The 15470-nt window shown below is 70.4% G+C and carries 14 protein-coding genes; 8 read left to right on the top strand and 6 right to left on the bottom strand.

Features of this window, described 5'->3' with window-relative positions; genetic code table 11:
• Positions 1–174 precede the first annotated feature (174 nt).
• The 3 genes from ABZX90_RS07305 (at position 175) to ABZX90_RS07315 (ending at position 2503) form a co-directional block, all read left to right on the top strand.
• A complete protein-coding gene (locus ABZX90_RS07305; RefSeq protein ID WP_351122632.1) occupies positions 175–759 on the top strand; it encodes a nicotinamidase in 585 nt (194 codons plus the stop codon).
• Between the two features lie 322 nt (positions 760–1081).
• Complete coding sequence (locus ABZX90_RS07310; RefSeq protein WP_351122635.1) at positions 1082–1684, top strand: hypothetical protein; 603 nt, start codon at positions 1082–1084, stop codon at positions 1682–1684.
• A gap of 18 nt (positions 1685–1702) precedes the next feature.
• A complete protein-coding gene (locus ABZX90_RS07315; protein WP_351122638.1) occupies positions 1703–2503 on the top strand; it encodes a hypothetical protein in 801 nt (266 codons plus the stop codon).
• A 72-nt stretch (positions 2504–2575) separates the two neighbouring features.
• Here the strand turns inward: ABZX90_RS07315 and ABZX90_RS07320 are convergent, their stop codons facing one another.
• Both ABZX90_RS07320 and ABZX90_RS07325 read right to left on the bottom strand, forming a co-directional pair.
• A complete protein-coding gene (locus ABZX90_RS07320) occupies positions 2576–2941 on the bottom strand; it encodes a hypothetical protein (protein ID WP_351122641.1) in 366 nt (121 codons plus the stop codon).
• A 121-nt stretch (positions 2942–3062) separates the two neighbouring features.
• On the bottom strand, positions 3063–5417 hold the full coding sequence (locus tag ABZX90_RS07325; protein ID WP_355202206.1) for an immune inhibitor A domain-containing protein: 2355 nt from the start codon (positions 5415–5417) through the stop codon (positions 3063–3065).
• A gap of 438 nt (positions 5418–5855) precedes the next feature.
• Here ABZX90_RS07325 and ABZX90_RS07330 point away from each other — a divergent pair, with 438 nt between their 5' ends.
• On the top strand, positions 5856–6143 hold the full coding sequence (locus tag ABZX90_RS07330) for a hypothetical protein (protein ID WP_351122647.1): 288 nt from the start codon (positions 5856–5858) through the stop codon (positions 6141–6143).
• 186 nt (positions 6144–6329) lie between these two features.
• On the opposite strand, the gene ABZX90_RS07335 is transcribed toward ABZX90_RS07330, so the two are convergent.
• The gene (locus ABZX90_RS07335) at positions 6330–7034 is read right to left on the bottom strand and encodes an RDD family protein (RefSeq protein ID WP_355202210.1); all 705 of its coding nucleotides are present in this window, start codon (positions 7032–7034) and stop codon (positions 6330–6332) included.
• A 63-nt stretch (positions 7035–7097) separates the two neighbouring features.
• Positions 7098–8840 carry an RDD family protein gene (locus ABZX90_RS07340; protein WP_355202213.1) on the bottom strand — a complete coding sequence of 581 codons (1743 nt, stop codon included), beginning with the start codon at positions 8838–8840 and terminating at the stop codon, positions 7098–7100.
• A 280-nt stretch (positions 8841–9120) separates the two neighbouring features.
• Here ABZX90_RS07340 and ABZX90_RS07345 point away from each other — a divergent pair, with 280 nt between their 5' ends.
• Positions 9121–9633: an SsgA family sporulation/cell division regulator gene (locus ABZX90_RS07345; protein WP_351122656.1), complete on the top strand. Its 513-nt coding sequence runs from the start codon at positions 9121–9123 to the stop codon at positions 9631–9633.
• Positions 9634–9643: 10 nt separating this feature from the next.
• Here ABZX90_RS07345 and ABZX90_RS07350 read toward each other — a convergent pair whose 3' ends face one another.
• A complete protein-coding gene (locus ABZX90_RS07350) occupies positions 9644–11059 on the bottom strand; it encodes an FAD-linked oxidase C-terminal domain-containing protein (protein ID WP_355202216.1) in 1416 nt (471 codons plus the stop codon).
• Positions 11060–11151: 92 nt separating this feature from the next.
• On the opposite strand from ABZX90_RS07350, the gene ABZX90_RS07355 reads away from it, so the two are divergent.
• Entirely contained in the window at positions 11152–12855 is a 1704-nt protein-coding gene (locus ABZX90_RS07355) for a hypothetical protein (RefSeq protein ID WP_355202219.1), read from the top strand.
• Positions 12856–13021: 166 nt separating this feature from the next.
• Here the strand turns inward: ABZX90_RS07355 and hppD are convergent, their stop codons facing one another.
• Entirely contained in the window at positions 13022–14176 is a 1155-nt protein-coding gene (hppD, locus tag ABZX90_RS07360) for a 4-hydroxyphenylpyruvate dioxygenase (RefSeq protein WP_351122665.1), read from the bottom strand.
• A gap of 122 nt (positions 14177–14298) precedes the next feature.
• On the opposite strand from hppD, the gene ABZX90_RS07365 reads away from it, so the two are divergent.
• Both ABZX90_RS07365 and ABZX90_RS07370 read left to right on the top strand, forming a co-directional pair.
• Positions 14299–14769, top strand: a complete 471-nt coding sequence (locus ABZX90_RS07365) for an Lrp/AsnC family transcriptional regulator (protein ID WP_266765705.1) — start codon at positions 14299–14301, stop codon at positions 14767–14769.
• Positions 14770–14792: 23 nt separating this feature from the next.
• Positions 14793–15440 carry an ABC transporter permease gene (locus ABZX90_RS07370; RefSeq protein ID WP_351122669.1) on the top strand — a complete coding sequence of 216 codons (648 nt, stop codon included), beginning with the start codon at positions 14793–14795 and terminating at the stop codon, positions 15438–15440.
• Positions 15441–15470: the final 30 nt, after the last annotated feature.

Below are 15470 nucleotides of genomic sequence, written 5' to 3' on the forward strand. Positions count from 1 at the left end.
GGGTGGCGCCGCGCATGAACCTCCGGTGAGCGGGAATGCAACGGCAGCGTGCCCACGCGGGCCGTGGAAGCCGAATACCCCCTCCCGCACCGCCGTCGAAGTCTCTAGGCTCGGAAGTTCAACGGCCGGGCCCGCACCCTTGTCTGCCGCACCCATAGCCGAAGGACACCGCCCATGCGCCGCGCCTTGATCGTCGTAGACGTGCAGAACGACTTCTGCGAGGGAGGCAGTCTCGCGGTGTCCGGGGGCGCCGACGTGGCCGCCGCCATCACCGAGCTGATCGGCCAGGCCCCCGCCGGCTACCGGCATGTCGTCGCCACCCGTGACCTCCACATCGCCCCCGGGGGCCACTTCGCCGACAACCCCGACTATGTGCACTCCTGGCCGGCGCACTGTGTGGCCGGCACCGAAGGGGTGGGCTTCCACCCGAACTTCGCCCCGGTCGTCGCCTCCGGCGCGATCGACGCCGTCTTCGACAAGGGCGCCTACGCGGCGGCGTACAGCGGCTTCGAGGGTGCCGACGAGAACGGGATGGCGCTGGGCGACTGGCTGCGCGCCCGCGGGATCGGCGAGGTCGACGTGGTCGGCATCGCGACCGACCACTGTGTACGGGCGACCGCCCTGGACGCCGTGCGCGAGGGCTTCCGCACGACCGTCCTGCTCGACCTGACGGCCGGCGTGGCGGAGGAGACGACGGAACGCGCGCTGGAGGAACTGCGCACGGCCGGAGTGGAACTCACGGGCAAGCCCGTGGTCTAGGACCTGTCCGGCGGATCATGCCGGAGACGCGGGGCCTGGACCGCCCACCGGAGGTCGCACAGCAAGGGAACCCTGAGGTTCCCTTGCCCCTTTTTGGCCGAAAATCGCGCCTCCCCAGCATCTCGCCACCTTGATCATTTCTATGGCCACCCCCCGGATGCCCTGTGTAATGTCCATGCCGCCAGGGGGGCGGGGGAAGATCATCGACCACGCAGGTGAACAGCTACTACAGGCGTGCCCGGAAGCGGGCGCCGCTCCTCGAGCATCCGTACATGCAGCTCATGGATTCTCTTCGGGGACAGTCGCCTTAGGAGTCAGTTCGATGTCAGCACCGCTGCGCAGACGCAGATCCACGGCCTTGATACGCCTGTTGCAGGTCTTCTCGATGTGCGCCGCCTTCCTCTCCATCCACTTCAGCGCCGCCGCCCCGGCACAGGCGTACACACACCTGTGCGGAAGTTTCTACGGCGTGGACGGCAACGACCCGATCTCGTACCGCTACTACTCGGTCAGCACCGCCTACTACAACGCCTTCAACGGCGCCCAGGGCCGCTGGGACGCCACCAGCGCCACCGGCTTCTTCCGGTACGAGAAGAGCAACGGCGACCCCGAGATCGAGGTGCGCGACACCTCCTACGCCTGGGCCGACTGGGCGCGGACCTCGTCGCAGGGCTGCACCCTCGGCTACTGGAGCTACGACGAGGTCTACATAGCCTTCAACACCCGCACCATGGGGGGCCTGACCGCGCGCGAGAAGAAGATCGTGGCCGAGCACGAACTGGGTCACGCCTACGGCCTCAACCACGTCTCGCTCACCTGCTCCAACCCCGGCCCGGCCGTCATGCGCCAGGGCGAGGGGAAGTTCAACTGCGGCAGCGACGGCCCCTGGTACGACGACGTGCAGGGCGTCAAGGCCAACTACTGACGGCGACGGAGAATAGCTGTGAACAAGAACATGCGCGTTCCCGCGGTCGTCGGCCTGGCGCTCGCCTGTCTGACCGCCTGCTCCGGCCCCGTCTCCACGGCGTCCGGCGGTGACGGCAGACCGCAGGTGGAGGCGGACTACTCCACCTATGCCAGCGCCGAGGAGGTGACCACCGTCGCGGACATCGCCATCACCGCGGCGGTGCTGAGCATCGAGACGCGGGAGTGCGACGACGGCGGCGAGTCGGCGTCCGAGCCCGCGGTCGATCCGACGGAGTCGGACGCCGTCGACACCAACCCCGATCCCTCGGCCAGTTCCTCACCCGCCCCGACGTCGACACCGTCCGGGGTCGCGGGCAACGGCCCCGGAAGTGCCCAGTGCATGCCGATGGTGTTCCTCAGGGTCCGGGTGTCCGGGATGATGAAGCGGGGCTTCGGCGTCAGTGACGGTGACGAGATCATCGTCGGCAACATCGACACGGACGCCGTCTCGATGGAGGGCACCACCCCGATCGCCGTCGGCAAGCAGTACGCCCTCTATCTGACCCAGCTGACCGCGAGCGACCACCCGGGCATCACGTCGGTGCCCACGTTCTGGATCCCCGTGGGCGGCAACCAGGGCATCTTCACCCTCGGCAAAGGCACCGTCCAGCCGGCCTCGGCCAACATCGTGGGACTCACCGCCGCCGACGCCGAGACGGCGCTCCGGAGCCCGGGCACCACGACGGGCGGCCACAAGTTCACGACGACCGTCTCCGGGCTGAAGAAGGCGGCCTTGGTGGCCGCCAAGAAGACGGCCGCGGCGCGCGGGAAGAAGTAGCCCCCTTCCGCCACCCGGGCGGTCCGGCGCCGTGTGTACGGCGCCGGACCGCCCGGCTACGCCTGGGCCGCCCTACGCCTGGGCCGCCGGACGTCTCACCAGCGACCTGATCGGGTGCCACAGCTCCTGGGGGAGCTCGGGGACACCGCTGCCGATGACGCCGGCGCCGGGGACACCGGCGTCGGGGGCCGTGCGCCAGATGAGCCCGTCGGGGTGGTGCAGGACCGCGGTGATCTCGTCGGGCGTGGGCGGGGCGGCGTTGCCCCGGAGGTAGACGGAGCGCAGGCCCAGATTGCGCAGCCGGGTCAGGGCTCGGGCACGGTTCTGGGCGACGATCAGGAACCGCACGCAGCCGTTGCCGGAACCTGCCGGACTGGGCAGGTTCAGCGCCACTACGACGCTGCCGTTCGGCAATCTACAGAAACCTCCTGCGGCCATGCGGTCACACCCCCGTGCGATTCGGTGTCAATAAGCCGGGCACAGGACGCACCTAAACACGATCGGCGGCAACCCGCCAGGGGGTTGCCGCCGATACGCTTCTGACCTGCGGAAATGCTGACTACTTCACTGCGGGTCCGACCTTGAGGGAGATCGTGGAGCCGTCCTTGGCCTCCTTGACGATCTCGATCTTGGTGTTGGTGTCAGTGATCTTGACACCGCCGGTCGGGTTCCGGTTGTCGTAGTAGTCGCTGGTGTGGTCGTTGAAGACCGACACGCCCTTCTTCGACGGGATCTTCATGGCGACGTCGGCGTTGTGCAGCGTGATGCCGTCCGTGCGGTACAGGCTGAAGGTGGAGTCGTAGGCCTGGATGCGGTTGCGCATCAGCGTGCCGTTGTCCCACCACAGGGCCTTCGAGTGCGCGTCGACCGGCAGCGCGAGGCCGACACCCGGGTGCTCGCTGGTGTTGTTGTCCGCCTGCGAGGTGTCCCACTTCCAGATCAACAGGCCGTTCTGGTAGGCGTAGTGCTCCACCCAGTCCGGACGGGTGTTCAGGAAGCCGAAGTTGTACGGGCCGACCTTGAGGGTCTTGTCGTACGAGACGTACTGGCGGTTCTCCGCGAGGTAGTACTGCGCGTAGTCCTTGGTGAACGAGGCGCCGATGCGGGAGAAGCCGCTCGCGGTCCAAGCGGCGTCGGCCGTCTCGGCGTTGTCCGAGAAGAGCGCGGTGCCGTCCGCGGTGACGCTGATCTCGTCGGCCGCGAAGCCCTTGAGCGCCACACCGCCGTCGCTCTGGTAGCGGAAGCGGACGTCGATCTTCTTGCCCGCGTAGGCGTCGAGCGAGTAGGCCAGCTTCTTGTACGCGTCGACCGTGCCGGTGAGGGCGGGCTTGTCGCTGCCGTCACGCGGGATGGCGGCACCGTCCACCGTGCCGTCGAGGGCGGTCCAGTTGGCGCCCCCGTCGGTCGAGACCTCGGTGTAGAGGTAGTCGAAGTTCGCCTCGATGTCGTACCAGCCGTCGAGGGTCAGCTTCGCCGACGACTTGCCCGTGAGGTCCACGGACCGGGTCAGGGTGTTCTTCAGGTTGTCACCGCTGCCGCTCCACCACTGGGTCGAGCCCTGCGCGGGGTTGACGACCGTGGTCGTGACCGCCTTCTCCGGCAGCGTGACGACGAGCGCCTGCTTGTTCCAGGTGTTGTACTCGGCGACGCCCAGCTTGTGCGTGGACTGCTTGCCGGCCTTGGCCGTGTCGTAGTTCAGCCAGCCGAGCTGCAGCTTGTCCCAGGCGTTGAAGTCGCCGGGGAGGTCGCCGATGGAGTCCTTGCCCCGGCCGAGCCAGGAACCCGAGGACATCAGCGTCCAGAAGCCGGTGGAGTTGTCACCGCCGGCGGTGTCGTAGTGGTCCGGCAGACCGAGGTCGTGACCGTACTCGTGGGCGAAGACGCCGAGTCCGCCGTTCTCCGGCTGGATGGTGTAGTCGCCGACCCAGACGCCGGTGTCGCCGATCTGGGCGCCGCCGAGCTTGTTGTCGCCCGGACCCGTGGCGCCCGCGTCGGAGCCGAACGCGTACCAGCGGTGGGCCCAGATCGCGTCCTCACCCTGCACACCGCCGCCGGCCGACTCGTCCTCACCGGCGTGCACGATCTGGAAGTGGTCGATGTAGCCGTCGGGCTCGTTGAAGTTGCCGTCGCCGTCGAAGTCGTAGCGGTCCCACTGGTCGAAGTTCGCCAGGTCCGCCTTGATGGCCGCGTCGGACTTGCCGGCCGCCTTCTGCTGGGCGACCCAGGCGGTGACGCCGTCGCTGACGACGTTCCACACGCTCGGGCAGTTCTTGGAGCCGCAGGCGTTGTTGCCGTAACGGGCCTCGTTGTAGGGGACCTTGACCCAGTCGGCGACCTCGCCGGCCACCGAGTAGCGGCCCGAGGACTGCGCCTCGTAGAACTTCTTCATCGACTCGACGTTCTTGCCGGTGCCGAAGTAGAGGTCCTGGAAGTGCTTCTGGTTGTAATCCGCCTGCCAGGCCGTGCTGTTGTCCTTCTTGCGGTCCGGCTTGGCTATCTGGTTGTGCGACGGACCGGCGGTGCCACCGTACTTGGGGTCCGTCTTGTCGCCGAACTCGACCAGGATCGTGAAGATCTTGTCGGTCTTCTCGCGGCCCAGCTCGACGTACTTGCTGTCGCCCTTCTTGCTCTTCAGCTGGACGACCTTCGAACCGTGGCGGTTCTGCACCTTGGCGTCGCCGGATATGACCTGGTTCAGCGCCTCTTGGCGCTGGGCGTCCTGGGTCTTGCTCAGCGGGCCGTCGAGGTCGTGGTCGACCGTGTTCTTGACCGGCTGCGGGTCGTGGCGGTCCACGACCGGTGACGCGGCGGCCGAGTCGGCCTGCGCCACGGCGTACGTCGAGAACGTGGCGGTGGCCGCCGCGAGGGCTACGCCCACCGCGGCCGCTCTGAACGTCCATGGTTTGTTGGTCACTTGATGTCCTCCCCCGCGCACTTTCGCGCGGAGGGGGTTCCGGGTCATGGAGGTCCGCGCGCGCTACGCGATTCAAGTGACGACATTTGACCGGAGTTACCAAAGAAAAAACAGATCTTGACTTGAACCTGGCAAGTGCATTATGCGGAGCTGTCGTTCGGTATCCGGACGCACCCCGAAACCCCCCAACCGGCGCGCCCGCACGTCCACTTGGTGGACGTGATGACTCCGTGCGCCCCCTGTGCACCGGCACCGTGGGTAAGGTCACGCTTACCAGACGTTCCACTCGGGCATGCAGGCGAATAGAGTCGATTGGCGAAGCGTCGGAGTCGGCGAGAAGCCAAGTCGACACCGTTGTCTCACCCCCGACTTCTATCCGCACCTCCCCCATCGCGAGAGGCACCGGGGGGAGAACCCCCATCCGAGGACACGATTGCCATGCCTCGTCCGACCGCCGCACAGCTCGCCTACGGTTCCTGCACCGTGATCTTCTCCACCCTCGCCATGCTGCTGCTGTCACAGACGAGTTCGAGCCTGGGGATCGTGCTGATCACCCTCTCGGCACTCGCTCTCGGACTGCTGGTGGCCATGACGGTCCCGCTGCCGAAGCCCGCGCCGTCCGCCGTCGCTCCCGTGCTCCACGAGCGGGTCCCGGTGCGGCGCGAGACCGCGTCCGTCGCCGCCTCCTCCGCGCCCGAGCCGGTACGCGAACCCGCGGGTCCCTGAAGCCGCGTACGCGAGCCTGCGGGCCCCCGGCGCACCACCCGGACCGGCGGACTCCTGGCACCCCGGACACCTCGACCTCGTACCGGCCTTGAACCTGCCTCTTACACGAACGGCGGACCCGTGAACCACGGGCCCGCCGTTCGTCCGTGCGCCGTCGCCGCCCCGGCCCACGTCACCCGTCCCATGTCACCTGGAGTCGACCACCACCGTCTTGGCCGCCTTGTCGTGCAGGCCCTGCTTGTAGGGCTTGTCGAAGAAGCTCCAGCCGCCCGCGATCGCCGTCCAGATGCAGGCGCAGCAGAACGCGAACGGAATCCACAGGACCAGGGCGCGGGTCAGGGACGTCTGTACGGAGGGCGTCGAGCCGTTGTCGAGGTTGGCGACCCGGTGGTGGAACAGCCTCTTGCCGAGGGTCTGGCCCGACTTGCTGATCATCACGGTGTCGTAGGAGACGTAGAGCACGGCGGCCACCAGGGACTGCCCGAACGACTTGCTGTACTCGATCTTGTCCGAGTCCACGTTGTACTCCGTGACCCCGAACCCCCACGACACCAGCCACACCACAACGCCCACCAGGATCATGTCCAGGATCCTCGCGAACACCCGCGTCCAGCTGTCCGCGAGCGGCGGCATCCCGGCGAGCGGATCGCCACCGTAGGGACCGCCACCGCCATAGGGGTCGCCGGCCCCCTCGTAAGGAGCGCCGCCCTCGGAGGACGGCGGCTGGTCTCCGAACGGGGGCGGCTGACTGCCGTAGGGAGGGGTCCGGCCGTCGGACGGGGGCGGCGGGTCGTACGGGGAACCCCCGCCCTCGGCGGGCGGGGGCTTCTTCTTGAACGGGTCGTCGTCCGGTGGCTGGCCGGGGCCCGGAGGCGGCGGTTCGCTGCTCATGGCCCGAGTCGACCGCGAACCCTCCGGCTCCGCATCCGGCGAAGGGCCGTCCGGGGGACGGGATTACCGGTCCGCCGCCGCCACGAAGCTATGCGCCGCCTTGTCGTGCCAGCACTGGCGCCAGGGTTTGTCGAACAGGCACCACAGGACGCCGACGACACCGATGAGCAGAAGGCACGGGACGCTGTAGACGAGCCAGCGGCCCAAGGCCCGTCCGAAGGTCGGCGGTTCGTGACCCTCTATGTCGCGCACCTCGATGCCACACAGCTTCTTGCCCAGGGTGCGGCCCCACTTGGCGGTGGGCAGGACCTCGTAGAGGACACCGAAGAGGAGCAGTACGGCGAGGATGACGCCGAAGCAGCCGGCGGTCGTGCCGTCGAGCAGCCAGACGGTGACCTTCTCGCCCGACAGCTTGGCCGCGTCGATCTTCTCGTTGACGTGGTCGACCGCCCGGGTGCCCAGCGGCACGGCGGCCGCCGCGGTGACGCCCGCGAGGACGACGGTGTCCACCAGCCGGGCGGCCAGCCGTTTGCCGAGGCCGGCCGGGCGGGCCGCCGACTGCCGCCGCGCGGCCGCCTGGAAGACGTCCTCGACCGGCGGCTTCCACGGCGTGACCCGCTGCCCCTCCTCGGCCGGGTCACCGGCGAGCCGGTGCACCTGCTGGGCCCAGGAGGGCTGGCCGCCGCCGACCCCGGAGGCCATGGGAGCCGACCCGCCGGACTGTTGCGGGACGGCGGGGGCCGGAGGGGCCTGAGCCGCTGACGCCTGCGCGGCAGACGCCTCAGCCCCTGACGCCTGAGCCGCGGACGCCTGGGCGGCCTGCCCGGCTCCGAAGCCGCCTCCGGCCGACGCGGCGGACGCGCCGGCCCCGGCGGACGGGGCGGAGGTGCCGGACCCGGCAGGTGCCGCCGGTGAAGCCGCCGACGGACCCGGGCGCCCGCCGCGCGCCCCGCTCTGCTGCTCCGTGCGCGGGGAGGGCGCGCGATGAGCCGTGTTGCCCTCGGAGGGGTCGGGGTCCTGGGCGCCGGGGGTGGCCGTAGGGATGGCGGCGGGGTGTCCCGCGCCGGACTGCCCGGTGCCCGCGGCCGCCCCGGTCCCGGGCCCGCCCCAGCCCTCGGCCGCGCCCGAACTCGCCTTGCCCGTACCGCTCGTATCGCTCGTACCGCTCGTACCGCTCGTGTCTGCCGCGCCCTCCGACCCGGCCGGCGACACCGGACCCGTGGGACGGCGGAAGACCACGGCGCCTCCGGACGCCGGGGGCCTGGCTCCGCTGCCGGAGTCGGCGGGCGGGATCGTCGCCGAACCGTCCGTGCGCGCCGCCGCCCCGTCGGGCCGGCTCACCTCGTCGCCGGGCCGCGCCGCACGCGGGATGCGCGGGTCGGACGCCTGCGGCGCGCCCCAGGACACCCTGCGGTCCTGGTCGCCGCCGAAGCCCGACTGCTGGGAGCGGTCGGCGCCCCACGCGGCGGCGGGCTCGGGCCGGCTGCCGTGCTGGGCATCGGCGGGGGTGGCGCGGCGGGGCTGCGGGTCCTCGTCGAAGAAGTGCGGCCCCGTTTCCTCCGTGGTGGGGGTGCCTCCCGGTCCGAGCGAGGGTGAGTACTCGGGGGAGGGTGTCGGAGCGGGCACATGCGCGGGGCGCACGCCGGCGGGCGGGGCGAGCGCCTCGCCGCCCGACGGTGCCGGGCGGCTCGTGCCCGGCACCCAGGCGGCGCCGTTCCAGTACCGGACATATCCAGGAATGGAGGGGTCCGGGTAATACCCTTCGCGGGGCCTGTCGTCACCGGGGGCCGGGGTTGGGGCGCTCATGTCCGTCGTCCCGTATCTGCTCGGGGGTCGTGTTGGGGGTCCACATCTACCAGACCGGCGCACGTGTCACGGCCGGTCCCGCCGTACCCACCCCTTTCGGGCAAGGTTCCGTCACCTCTTGCGAGCGGGCTTCCGAGGCTGTGCGCGGTGTGCTCGAAGAAGGGACGGAAGGGTCCGGAAAAGAATTCTCCGAACTCGCGTAATGGTGGTTGCGCACGGCGCTCTCCACTCGTACGGGCCCATCCACAGGAGCCCGTACGACGAGAGGAAGCGCATCGACATGCACACCGTGGTGGAACGCGAGCTGGAGCTCAAGCTCGTCCTGTCGCCCGAGCGCAGCGTCCCTGTGCCGGCGCGCCTCAGTTACCGCACCGACGACCCGTACGCCGTCCACATCACCTTCCACATCGGCTCCGACCATCCCATCAACTGGACCTTCGCCCGTGAGCTGCTCGTCGAGGGGGTGTTCCGGCCGTGCGGCCACGGCGATGTGCGGGTGTGGCCGACGAAGCTCGCCGGCCGGGGCGTCGTCCTGATGGCGCTGAGCTCGCCGGACGGCGACGCGCTGCTCGAAGCGCCCGCCTCCCAGATCTCGGCCTGGCTGGAGCGCACGCTGCGGGCGGTCCCCCCGGGCTCCGAGGCCGAGCAGCTCGGTATCGACGCGGGACTCGCCGAGCTGCTCGCGCCGTCCCCGAGGCTGTCGGCGTCACTCGAACAGGGGGGCTCCCCGTCGCCCGACGACCTGTGGCTGCGCGACCCGTGGCCGTCGGACGAGTCCACGGACGGTGAGTAGCCCTGGAGCCTCAGAACAGTTTCCCGGGGTTGAGGATGCCCAGCGGGTCGAACGCCGTCTTGATCGCCCGCTGCATCTCCACGCCCACCGGGCCGATCTCGCGGGCCAGCCACTCCTTCTTCAGGACTCCCACGCCGTGCTCGCCGGTGATGGTGCCGCCGAGTTCCAGGCCGAGGGCCATGATCTCGTCGAAGGACTCGCGGGCGCGCCGGGACTCGTCGGGGTCGGCCGCGTCGAAGCAGACGGTGGGGTGGGTGTTGCCGTCGCCCGCGTGGGCGCAGACGCCGATGGTCAGGGCGTACTTCTCGGCGACGCGCTCGATGCCGTCGAGCATGTCGCCGAGCCGGGATCGCGGCACGCACACGTCGTCGATCATCGTGGTGCCCTTGACGGCTTCGAGCGCGGTGAGCGCCAGCCTCCGTGCCTGGAGGAGGAGTTCGGACTCGGCCACGTCCTCGGCGGGGACCACCTGTGTCGCGCCGGCGGCCTCGCAGAGCGCTCCGACCGCGGCGAGGTCGGCCGCCGGGTCGTGGGTGTCGAAGGCGGCGAGCAGGAGCGCCTCGGTGGTCTCCGGGAGGCCCATGTGCGCGAGGTCGTTGACGGCCTTGACGGTCGTACGGTCCATCAGTTCGAGGAGAGACGGCACATGGCCGCCCTCCATGATCCGGCAGACGGCGTCGCAGGCGGCCCGCGACGACCCGAACTCCGCCACCAGGACGAGCTGTTGGGGCGGCTGCGGCTTCAGCGCCAGGATCGCCCGTACGACGATGCCGAGCGAGCCCTCGGAGCCCACGAAGAGACGGGTGAGGTCGTATCCGGCGACGCCCTTGGCGGTGCGGCGGCCGGTGGACATCAGCCGCCCGTCGGCGAGGACGACGTCGAGGCCGAGGACGTACTCGGCCGTCACCCCGTACTTCACGCAGCACAGGCCGCCGGAGGCGGTGCCGATGTTGCCGCCGATGGTGCACGTCTCCCAGCTGGAGGGGTCCGGCGGGTAGTACAGGCCGTGTTCGTTGACGGCACGGGAGAGCGCCGCGTTGATGACTCCGGGTTCGACGACGGCGATGCGGTCGACCGGGTTGATCTCCAGGATGCGGTCCATCCTCACCAGGGACAGCACCACGCAGCCGTCGGAGGCGTTGGCCGCCCCGGACAGGCCGGTGCGGGCCCCCTGCGGGACGACCGGGACGCGCAGTTCGGTCGCGACGCGCATGATGTGCTGGACCTGCTCGACGGTGCGCGGCAGGACGACCGCGGACGGCGTGCCCGCCTCGCAGAAACTCGCCATGTCGTTGGCGTAGGAGGCCGTGATGTCCGGGTCGGTGAGGACGGCCTCGGCCGGCAGACCGCTCCGCAGACGGTCGAGGAGGTTGCCGGTCGCTTCCGTGTCCTCATCGCGCGGGGCTTCGATACGGCTCATGATCACAGGGTCGCACCCGGGGCCATCGGTGTGAACCCCATCCGCGCGAGCCTTGGCGTGCCGGGGCATGCTCTTCGTATTGACGCACAGTGAGCGGCATGGAGATCGAAGAGCGACAGCCGGTGCCCGCCGGGCCCGGGCGCGAGAAGCCCGCCGGTCCGCGGCCCGAGGAGCCCGTCGGCCCGCAGCCCCCGGAGCGCTCCGGGCGGCGCCGCTCCCCGCTTCCCCGGCGCGCGCTGGTCGGCGCGGTCGCAGGCTGTGTCGTGCTCGGCGGTGTGCTGGTGCTGCTGCCCTCGCTGGGGCGGGGCGGAGCGGCGCGGCCCGCCGCGGGGCCGGTGGCCCGGGCGGTGACCGCGGTGGGAGCCGGGGTGCCCGCCGCGCTGCCCGATCTCGAGGCGCTCATCGACGACCGTGAGGCCCGGGTGCGGGACCGTCCCAGCGACGACCGGTCGTGGGCGGTGCTCGGCGTCGCGTACACGGAGCGGGCGCGGCGGACGGCGGCGGCCGCGTACTACCCGAAGGCCGAGAAGGCGCTGCGCACCTCACTGCGGGTTCGGCCGGACGACAACGCGGCCGCGCTGGACGGTCTCGCCTCCCTGGCCGCCGCGCGGGGTGACTTCCGGGCCGCGAAGCACTGGGGTGAGGCGGCGGTGAAGCTGTCTCCGAAGCGGTGGACGGCGTATCCGGCGCTCATCGACGCGTACACCGGGCTGGGCGACTACAAGGCCACGGACAGGGCCCTCGACAAGCTGCTCTCGCTGCGTTCCGGGCCAACGGCGCGGGCTGTGGCGGCGCGCGTCTACGGGGACCGCGGCCGCCGTGAGGACGCCGCGGCGGCGATCTCGGACGCGGCGGCGGGTGCGGCGACCCCGTCCGAACGGGCGGCCTTCCTCCAGCAGGCCGGTGCTCTCGCGTGGGAACGCGGTGACCTCCAGGAGTCCCTGCACTACTACCGAGCCGCGGTGAACACCGACGCCGACGCGTACGACGCCCTGGCCGGGCAGGGGCGCGCGCTGGCGGCGCTCGGGCGCCCCTCCGAGGCGCTGCGCGCGTACCGGGCGGCGCTCGCGAAGCGGCCCGCGCCGCGGTACGCGCTGGAGCTGGGCGAGCTGTACGAGAAGCTGGGGCTCGGCGGGGCCGCGCGCGTGCAGTACGACCTGCTGCGGGAGCTGGTGCGGCAGGAGAGCGCCGAGGGGGTGGACGACGAGCTGGTCCTCGGGTTGTTCGAGGCGGACCACGGCGATCCGCAGGCGGCGGTACGGGCGCTGCGCGCCGAGTGGCAGCGGCACCCCGGTATCGCGGCGGCGGACGCGCTGGGCTGGGCGCTGCACCGCGCCGGGGACAACGGGGAAGCGCTCCGGTTCGCCGTGCGGGCCATGGACAAGGAGCACGGGGGCGGTGTGCGCAGCGCGCTGTACGCGTACCACCGGGGTCAGATCGAGCGGGATCTGGGGCAGTCCGGTCCGGCCCGCCGTCACCTCGCCGAGGCGTTGCGGATCAACCCGTCCTTCTCGCCGCTGCTGGCGCCCGCGGCCCGGGAGGCCCTGGCGGCGCTGGGCGAGCCACCGGCCGGGGGGCCGCCGGAGCCGGCGGTTGAGCCGGACGGGGCCGAGCAGTCCGGATCGCCCGAGGAATCCGAGGAGTCCGAGGAGTCCGGCGACTCGGCGGGGGCGACGGGCGCGGCCGGGGCTCCCGGGGTGGCGGAGTCGTCGCCCGGGTCCGGCTCTTCCGGCCCGACGGCCCCGTCGACCGCGCCGGGGCAGCCGCCGGCTCCCGCCGCGAGGCCTTCCGCGGCGCGGTGAACGCCGGAGCACGCGTGGCCGGTGGAGGCAGGGACAAGCGTGTGGCCGGCCCAGGGGCACGCGTGTCGGTAAGCCCCGGGAACAGGTGTGTCCGGGGGACGCCGCCTGGGCGTCCACCGGACACATGAGGACCGACCGGCCCTCAGAACTTGCCTGTTCTACGGGTTCACAGGTTGCCGCGCTTCTCCTGCTCGCGCTCGATCGCCTCGAACAGGGCCTTGAAGTTGCCCTTGCCGAAGCCCATCGAGCCGTGCCGCTCGATCATCTCGAAGAAGACGGTCGGACGGTCCTGGACCGGCTTGGTGAAGATCTGCAGCAGATAGCCGTCCTCGTCGCGGTCGACGAGGATCTTCAGTTCGCGCAGGGTGTCGACGGGGACGCGGGTGTCGCCGGCCCACTCGCCGAGGGTGTCGTAGTAGGAGTCGGGGGTGTCGAGGAACTGGACCCCGGCCGCGCGCATGGTGCGTACGGTCGCGACGATGTCGTTCGTGTTCAGCGCGATGTGCTGGACACCCGCGCCGCCGTAGAACTCCAGGTACTCGTCGATCTGCGACTTCTTCTTGGCGATGGCGGGCTCGTTGATCGGGAACTTGACCTTGAGCGTGCCGTCGGCCACGACCTTCGACATCAGCGCGCTGTACTCGGTCGCGATGTCGTCGCCCACGAACTCCTTCATGTTCGTGAAGCCCATGACCTTGTTGTAGAAGGCGACCCACTCGTTCATCCGGCCGAGCTCGACGTTGCCCACGCAGTGGTCGATGGCCTGGAAGGTGCGCTTGGCCGCCGGTTCGACGATCGGCGCGGCGGCCACGTACCCGGGCAGGTAAGGGCCGTCGTAGCCGGTCCGCTCGACGAGCGTGTGGCGGGTCTTGCCGTACGTGGCGATCGCGGCGAGGACGACCGTGCCGTTCTCGTCCTTCATCTCGTACGGCTCGGCGATCGAGGTGGCGCCGTGCTCGACGGCGTAGGCGTACGCGGCGCGCGCGTCCGGGACCTCGATGGCGAGGTCGACGACGCCGTCGCCGTGCTCGGCCACGTGCTCGGCCAGGAAGTGGCCCCAGGTGGTGGAGGGCCTGATCACGGAGGTGAGGACGAACCGCGCCGAGCCGTTCTCGAGGACGTACGACGCCGTCTCGCGGCTGCCGTTCTCCGGTCCGGAGTAGGCGACGAGCCGCATGCCGAAGGCCGTGGAGTAGTAGTGCGCGGCCTGCTTGGCGTTGCCGACGGCGAAGACGACCGCGTCCATTCCCTTGACCGGGAAGGGGTCGGCCTGCCGGGCGGTGTCGGGAGTGTGGTGTGTGTTCGTAGAGATCGCAGCCATGGCCGCAGGCTCCCTCCGTTCCGCAAGGTGCGCAATAGTTCGCCTATCGACTGAACAATGTGTGCAGCGAGGAGCCCGAAGCGGCGGGCTTTCTGTACATGATGACCATCTCGGAGGTCCGCATGGCGATCGATCATCTGGACGGGCGGCTGCTGGTGCTGCTGGCGAAGGAGCCGCGCATCGGTGTTCTGGAGATGTCGCGGCGGCTCGGGGTCGCGCGGGGAACGGTGCAGGCCAGGCTGGACCGTCTTCAGTCGAACGGAGTCATCCGGGGCTTCGGTCCGCAGGTCGATCCGACGGCGCTCGGCTATCCGGTCACGGCGTTCGCCACGCTCCAGATCCGGCAGGGGCAAGGTGCCGACGTACGGGCACATTTGGCGACCGTGCCCGAGGTGCTGGAGCTGCACACGACCACCGGCAGCGGGGACATGCTGTGCCGTCTGGTGGCCCGCTCGAACGCCGATCTCCAACGTGTGATCGACCGGGTTGTCGGTTTTGATGGCATCGTCCGGGCGTCCACGGCGATCGTCATGGAGAACCCGGTTCCGCTGCGGATCATCCCGCTCGTGGAACAGGCGGCGACCGAGCACTGAACCGATGACCGGGGTGACGTGGCGTGAACTTCTGGGAGTACCTGAGCAGCCGCCACGAGCAACTGCTCACGGATGCCTACCAACACGCCAGCGCGGTCTTCCAGTGCATGGTCGTGGCGACCCTCATCGGCGTACTGATCGGGATCGTCACCTACCGCAGCGACTGGGCGGGCAACCTCGCCACCACGACGACCTCGGCCATTCTGACCATTCCCTCGCTCGCCATGATCGGTCTGCTGATCCCGATCGTGGGCCTGGGCGTTCCGCCGACTGTGATCGTCCTGACGCTGTACGGGCTGCTGCCGATCGTGCGCAACTCGATCGTCGGCCTGCGCGGGGTCGATCCCTCGCTGGTCGACGCGGCCACCGGTATCGGCATGTCGCGGCCGGCCCGGCTGATGCGCGTCGAGCTGCCGCTGGCCTGGCCGCCGATCCTGACCGGCATCCGGATCTCCACCCAGATGCTGATGGGCATCGCGGCGATCGCCGCCTACGCCTCCGGGCCCGGCCTCGGCAACGAGATCTTCCGCGGCATCAGCTCGCTGGGCAGCAAGAACGCGCTCAACCAGGTACTCGCGGGCACGGTCGGGATCATCATCCTCGCGCTGCTCTTCGACGCCGCGTACGTCCTGCTCGGCCGGCTGACCATCCCGAGGGGGATCCGTGCCTGAGGCCGCCGAGACCACCGCGCGCCCCGAGCG

It is taken from the genome of Streptomyces sp. NPDC002935, from assembly GCF_040611295.1.
In the GTDB taxonomy this organism is placed as follows: Bacteria; Actinomycetota; Actinomycetes; order Streptomycetales; family Streptomycetaceae; genus Streptomyces.

What these genes read in the sequence shown, in the direction of transcription:
- ABZX90_RS07305 (WP_351122632.1), top strand. Translation starts at nt 175, where the DNA reads ATGCGCCGCGCCTTGATCGTCGTAGACGTGCAGAACGACTTCTGCGAG.
- ABZX90_RS07310 (WP_351122635.1), top strand. Translation starts at nt 1,082, where the DNA reads ATGTCAGCACCGCTGCGCAGACGCAGATCCACGGCCTTGATACGCCTG.
- ABZX90_RS07320 (WP_351122641.1), bottom strand. Translation starts at nt 2,941, where the DNA reads ATGGCCGCAGGAGGTTTCTGTAGATTGCCGAACGGCAGCGTCGTAGTG.
- ABZX90_RS07330 (WP_351122647.1), top strand. Translation starts at nt 5,856, where the DNA reads ATGCCTCGTCCGACCGCCGCACAGCTCGCCTACGGTTCCTGCACCGTG.
- ABZX90_RS07335 (WP_355202210.1), bottom strand. Translation starts at nt 7,034, where the DNA reads ATGAGCAGCGAACCGCCGCCTCCGGGCCCCGGCCAGCCACCGGACGAC.
- ABZX90_RS07340 (WP_355202213.1), bottom strand. Translation starts at nt 8,840, where the DNA reads ATGAGCGCCCCAACCCCGGCCCCCGGTGACGACAGGCCCCGCGAAGGG.
- ABZX90_RS07345 (WP_351122656.1), top strand. Translation starts at nt 9,121, where the DNA reads ATGCACACCGTGGTGGAACGCGAGCTGGAGCTCAAGCTCGTCCTGTCG.
- ABZX90_RS07355 (WP_355202219.1), top strand. Translation starts at nt 11,152, where the DNA reads ATGGAGATCGAAGAGCGACAGCCGGTGCCCGCCGGGCCCGGGCGCGAG.
- hppD (WP_351122665.1), bottom strand. Translation starts at nt 14,176, where the DNA reads ATGGCTGCGATCTCTACGAACACACACCACACTCCCGACACCGCCCGG.
- ABZX90_RS07365 (WP_266765705.1), top strand. Translation starts at nt 14,299, where the DNA reads ATGGCGATCGATCATCTGGACGGGCGGCTGCTGGTGCTGCTGGCGAAG.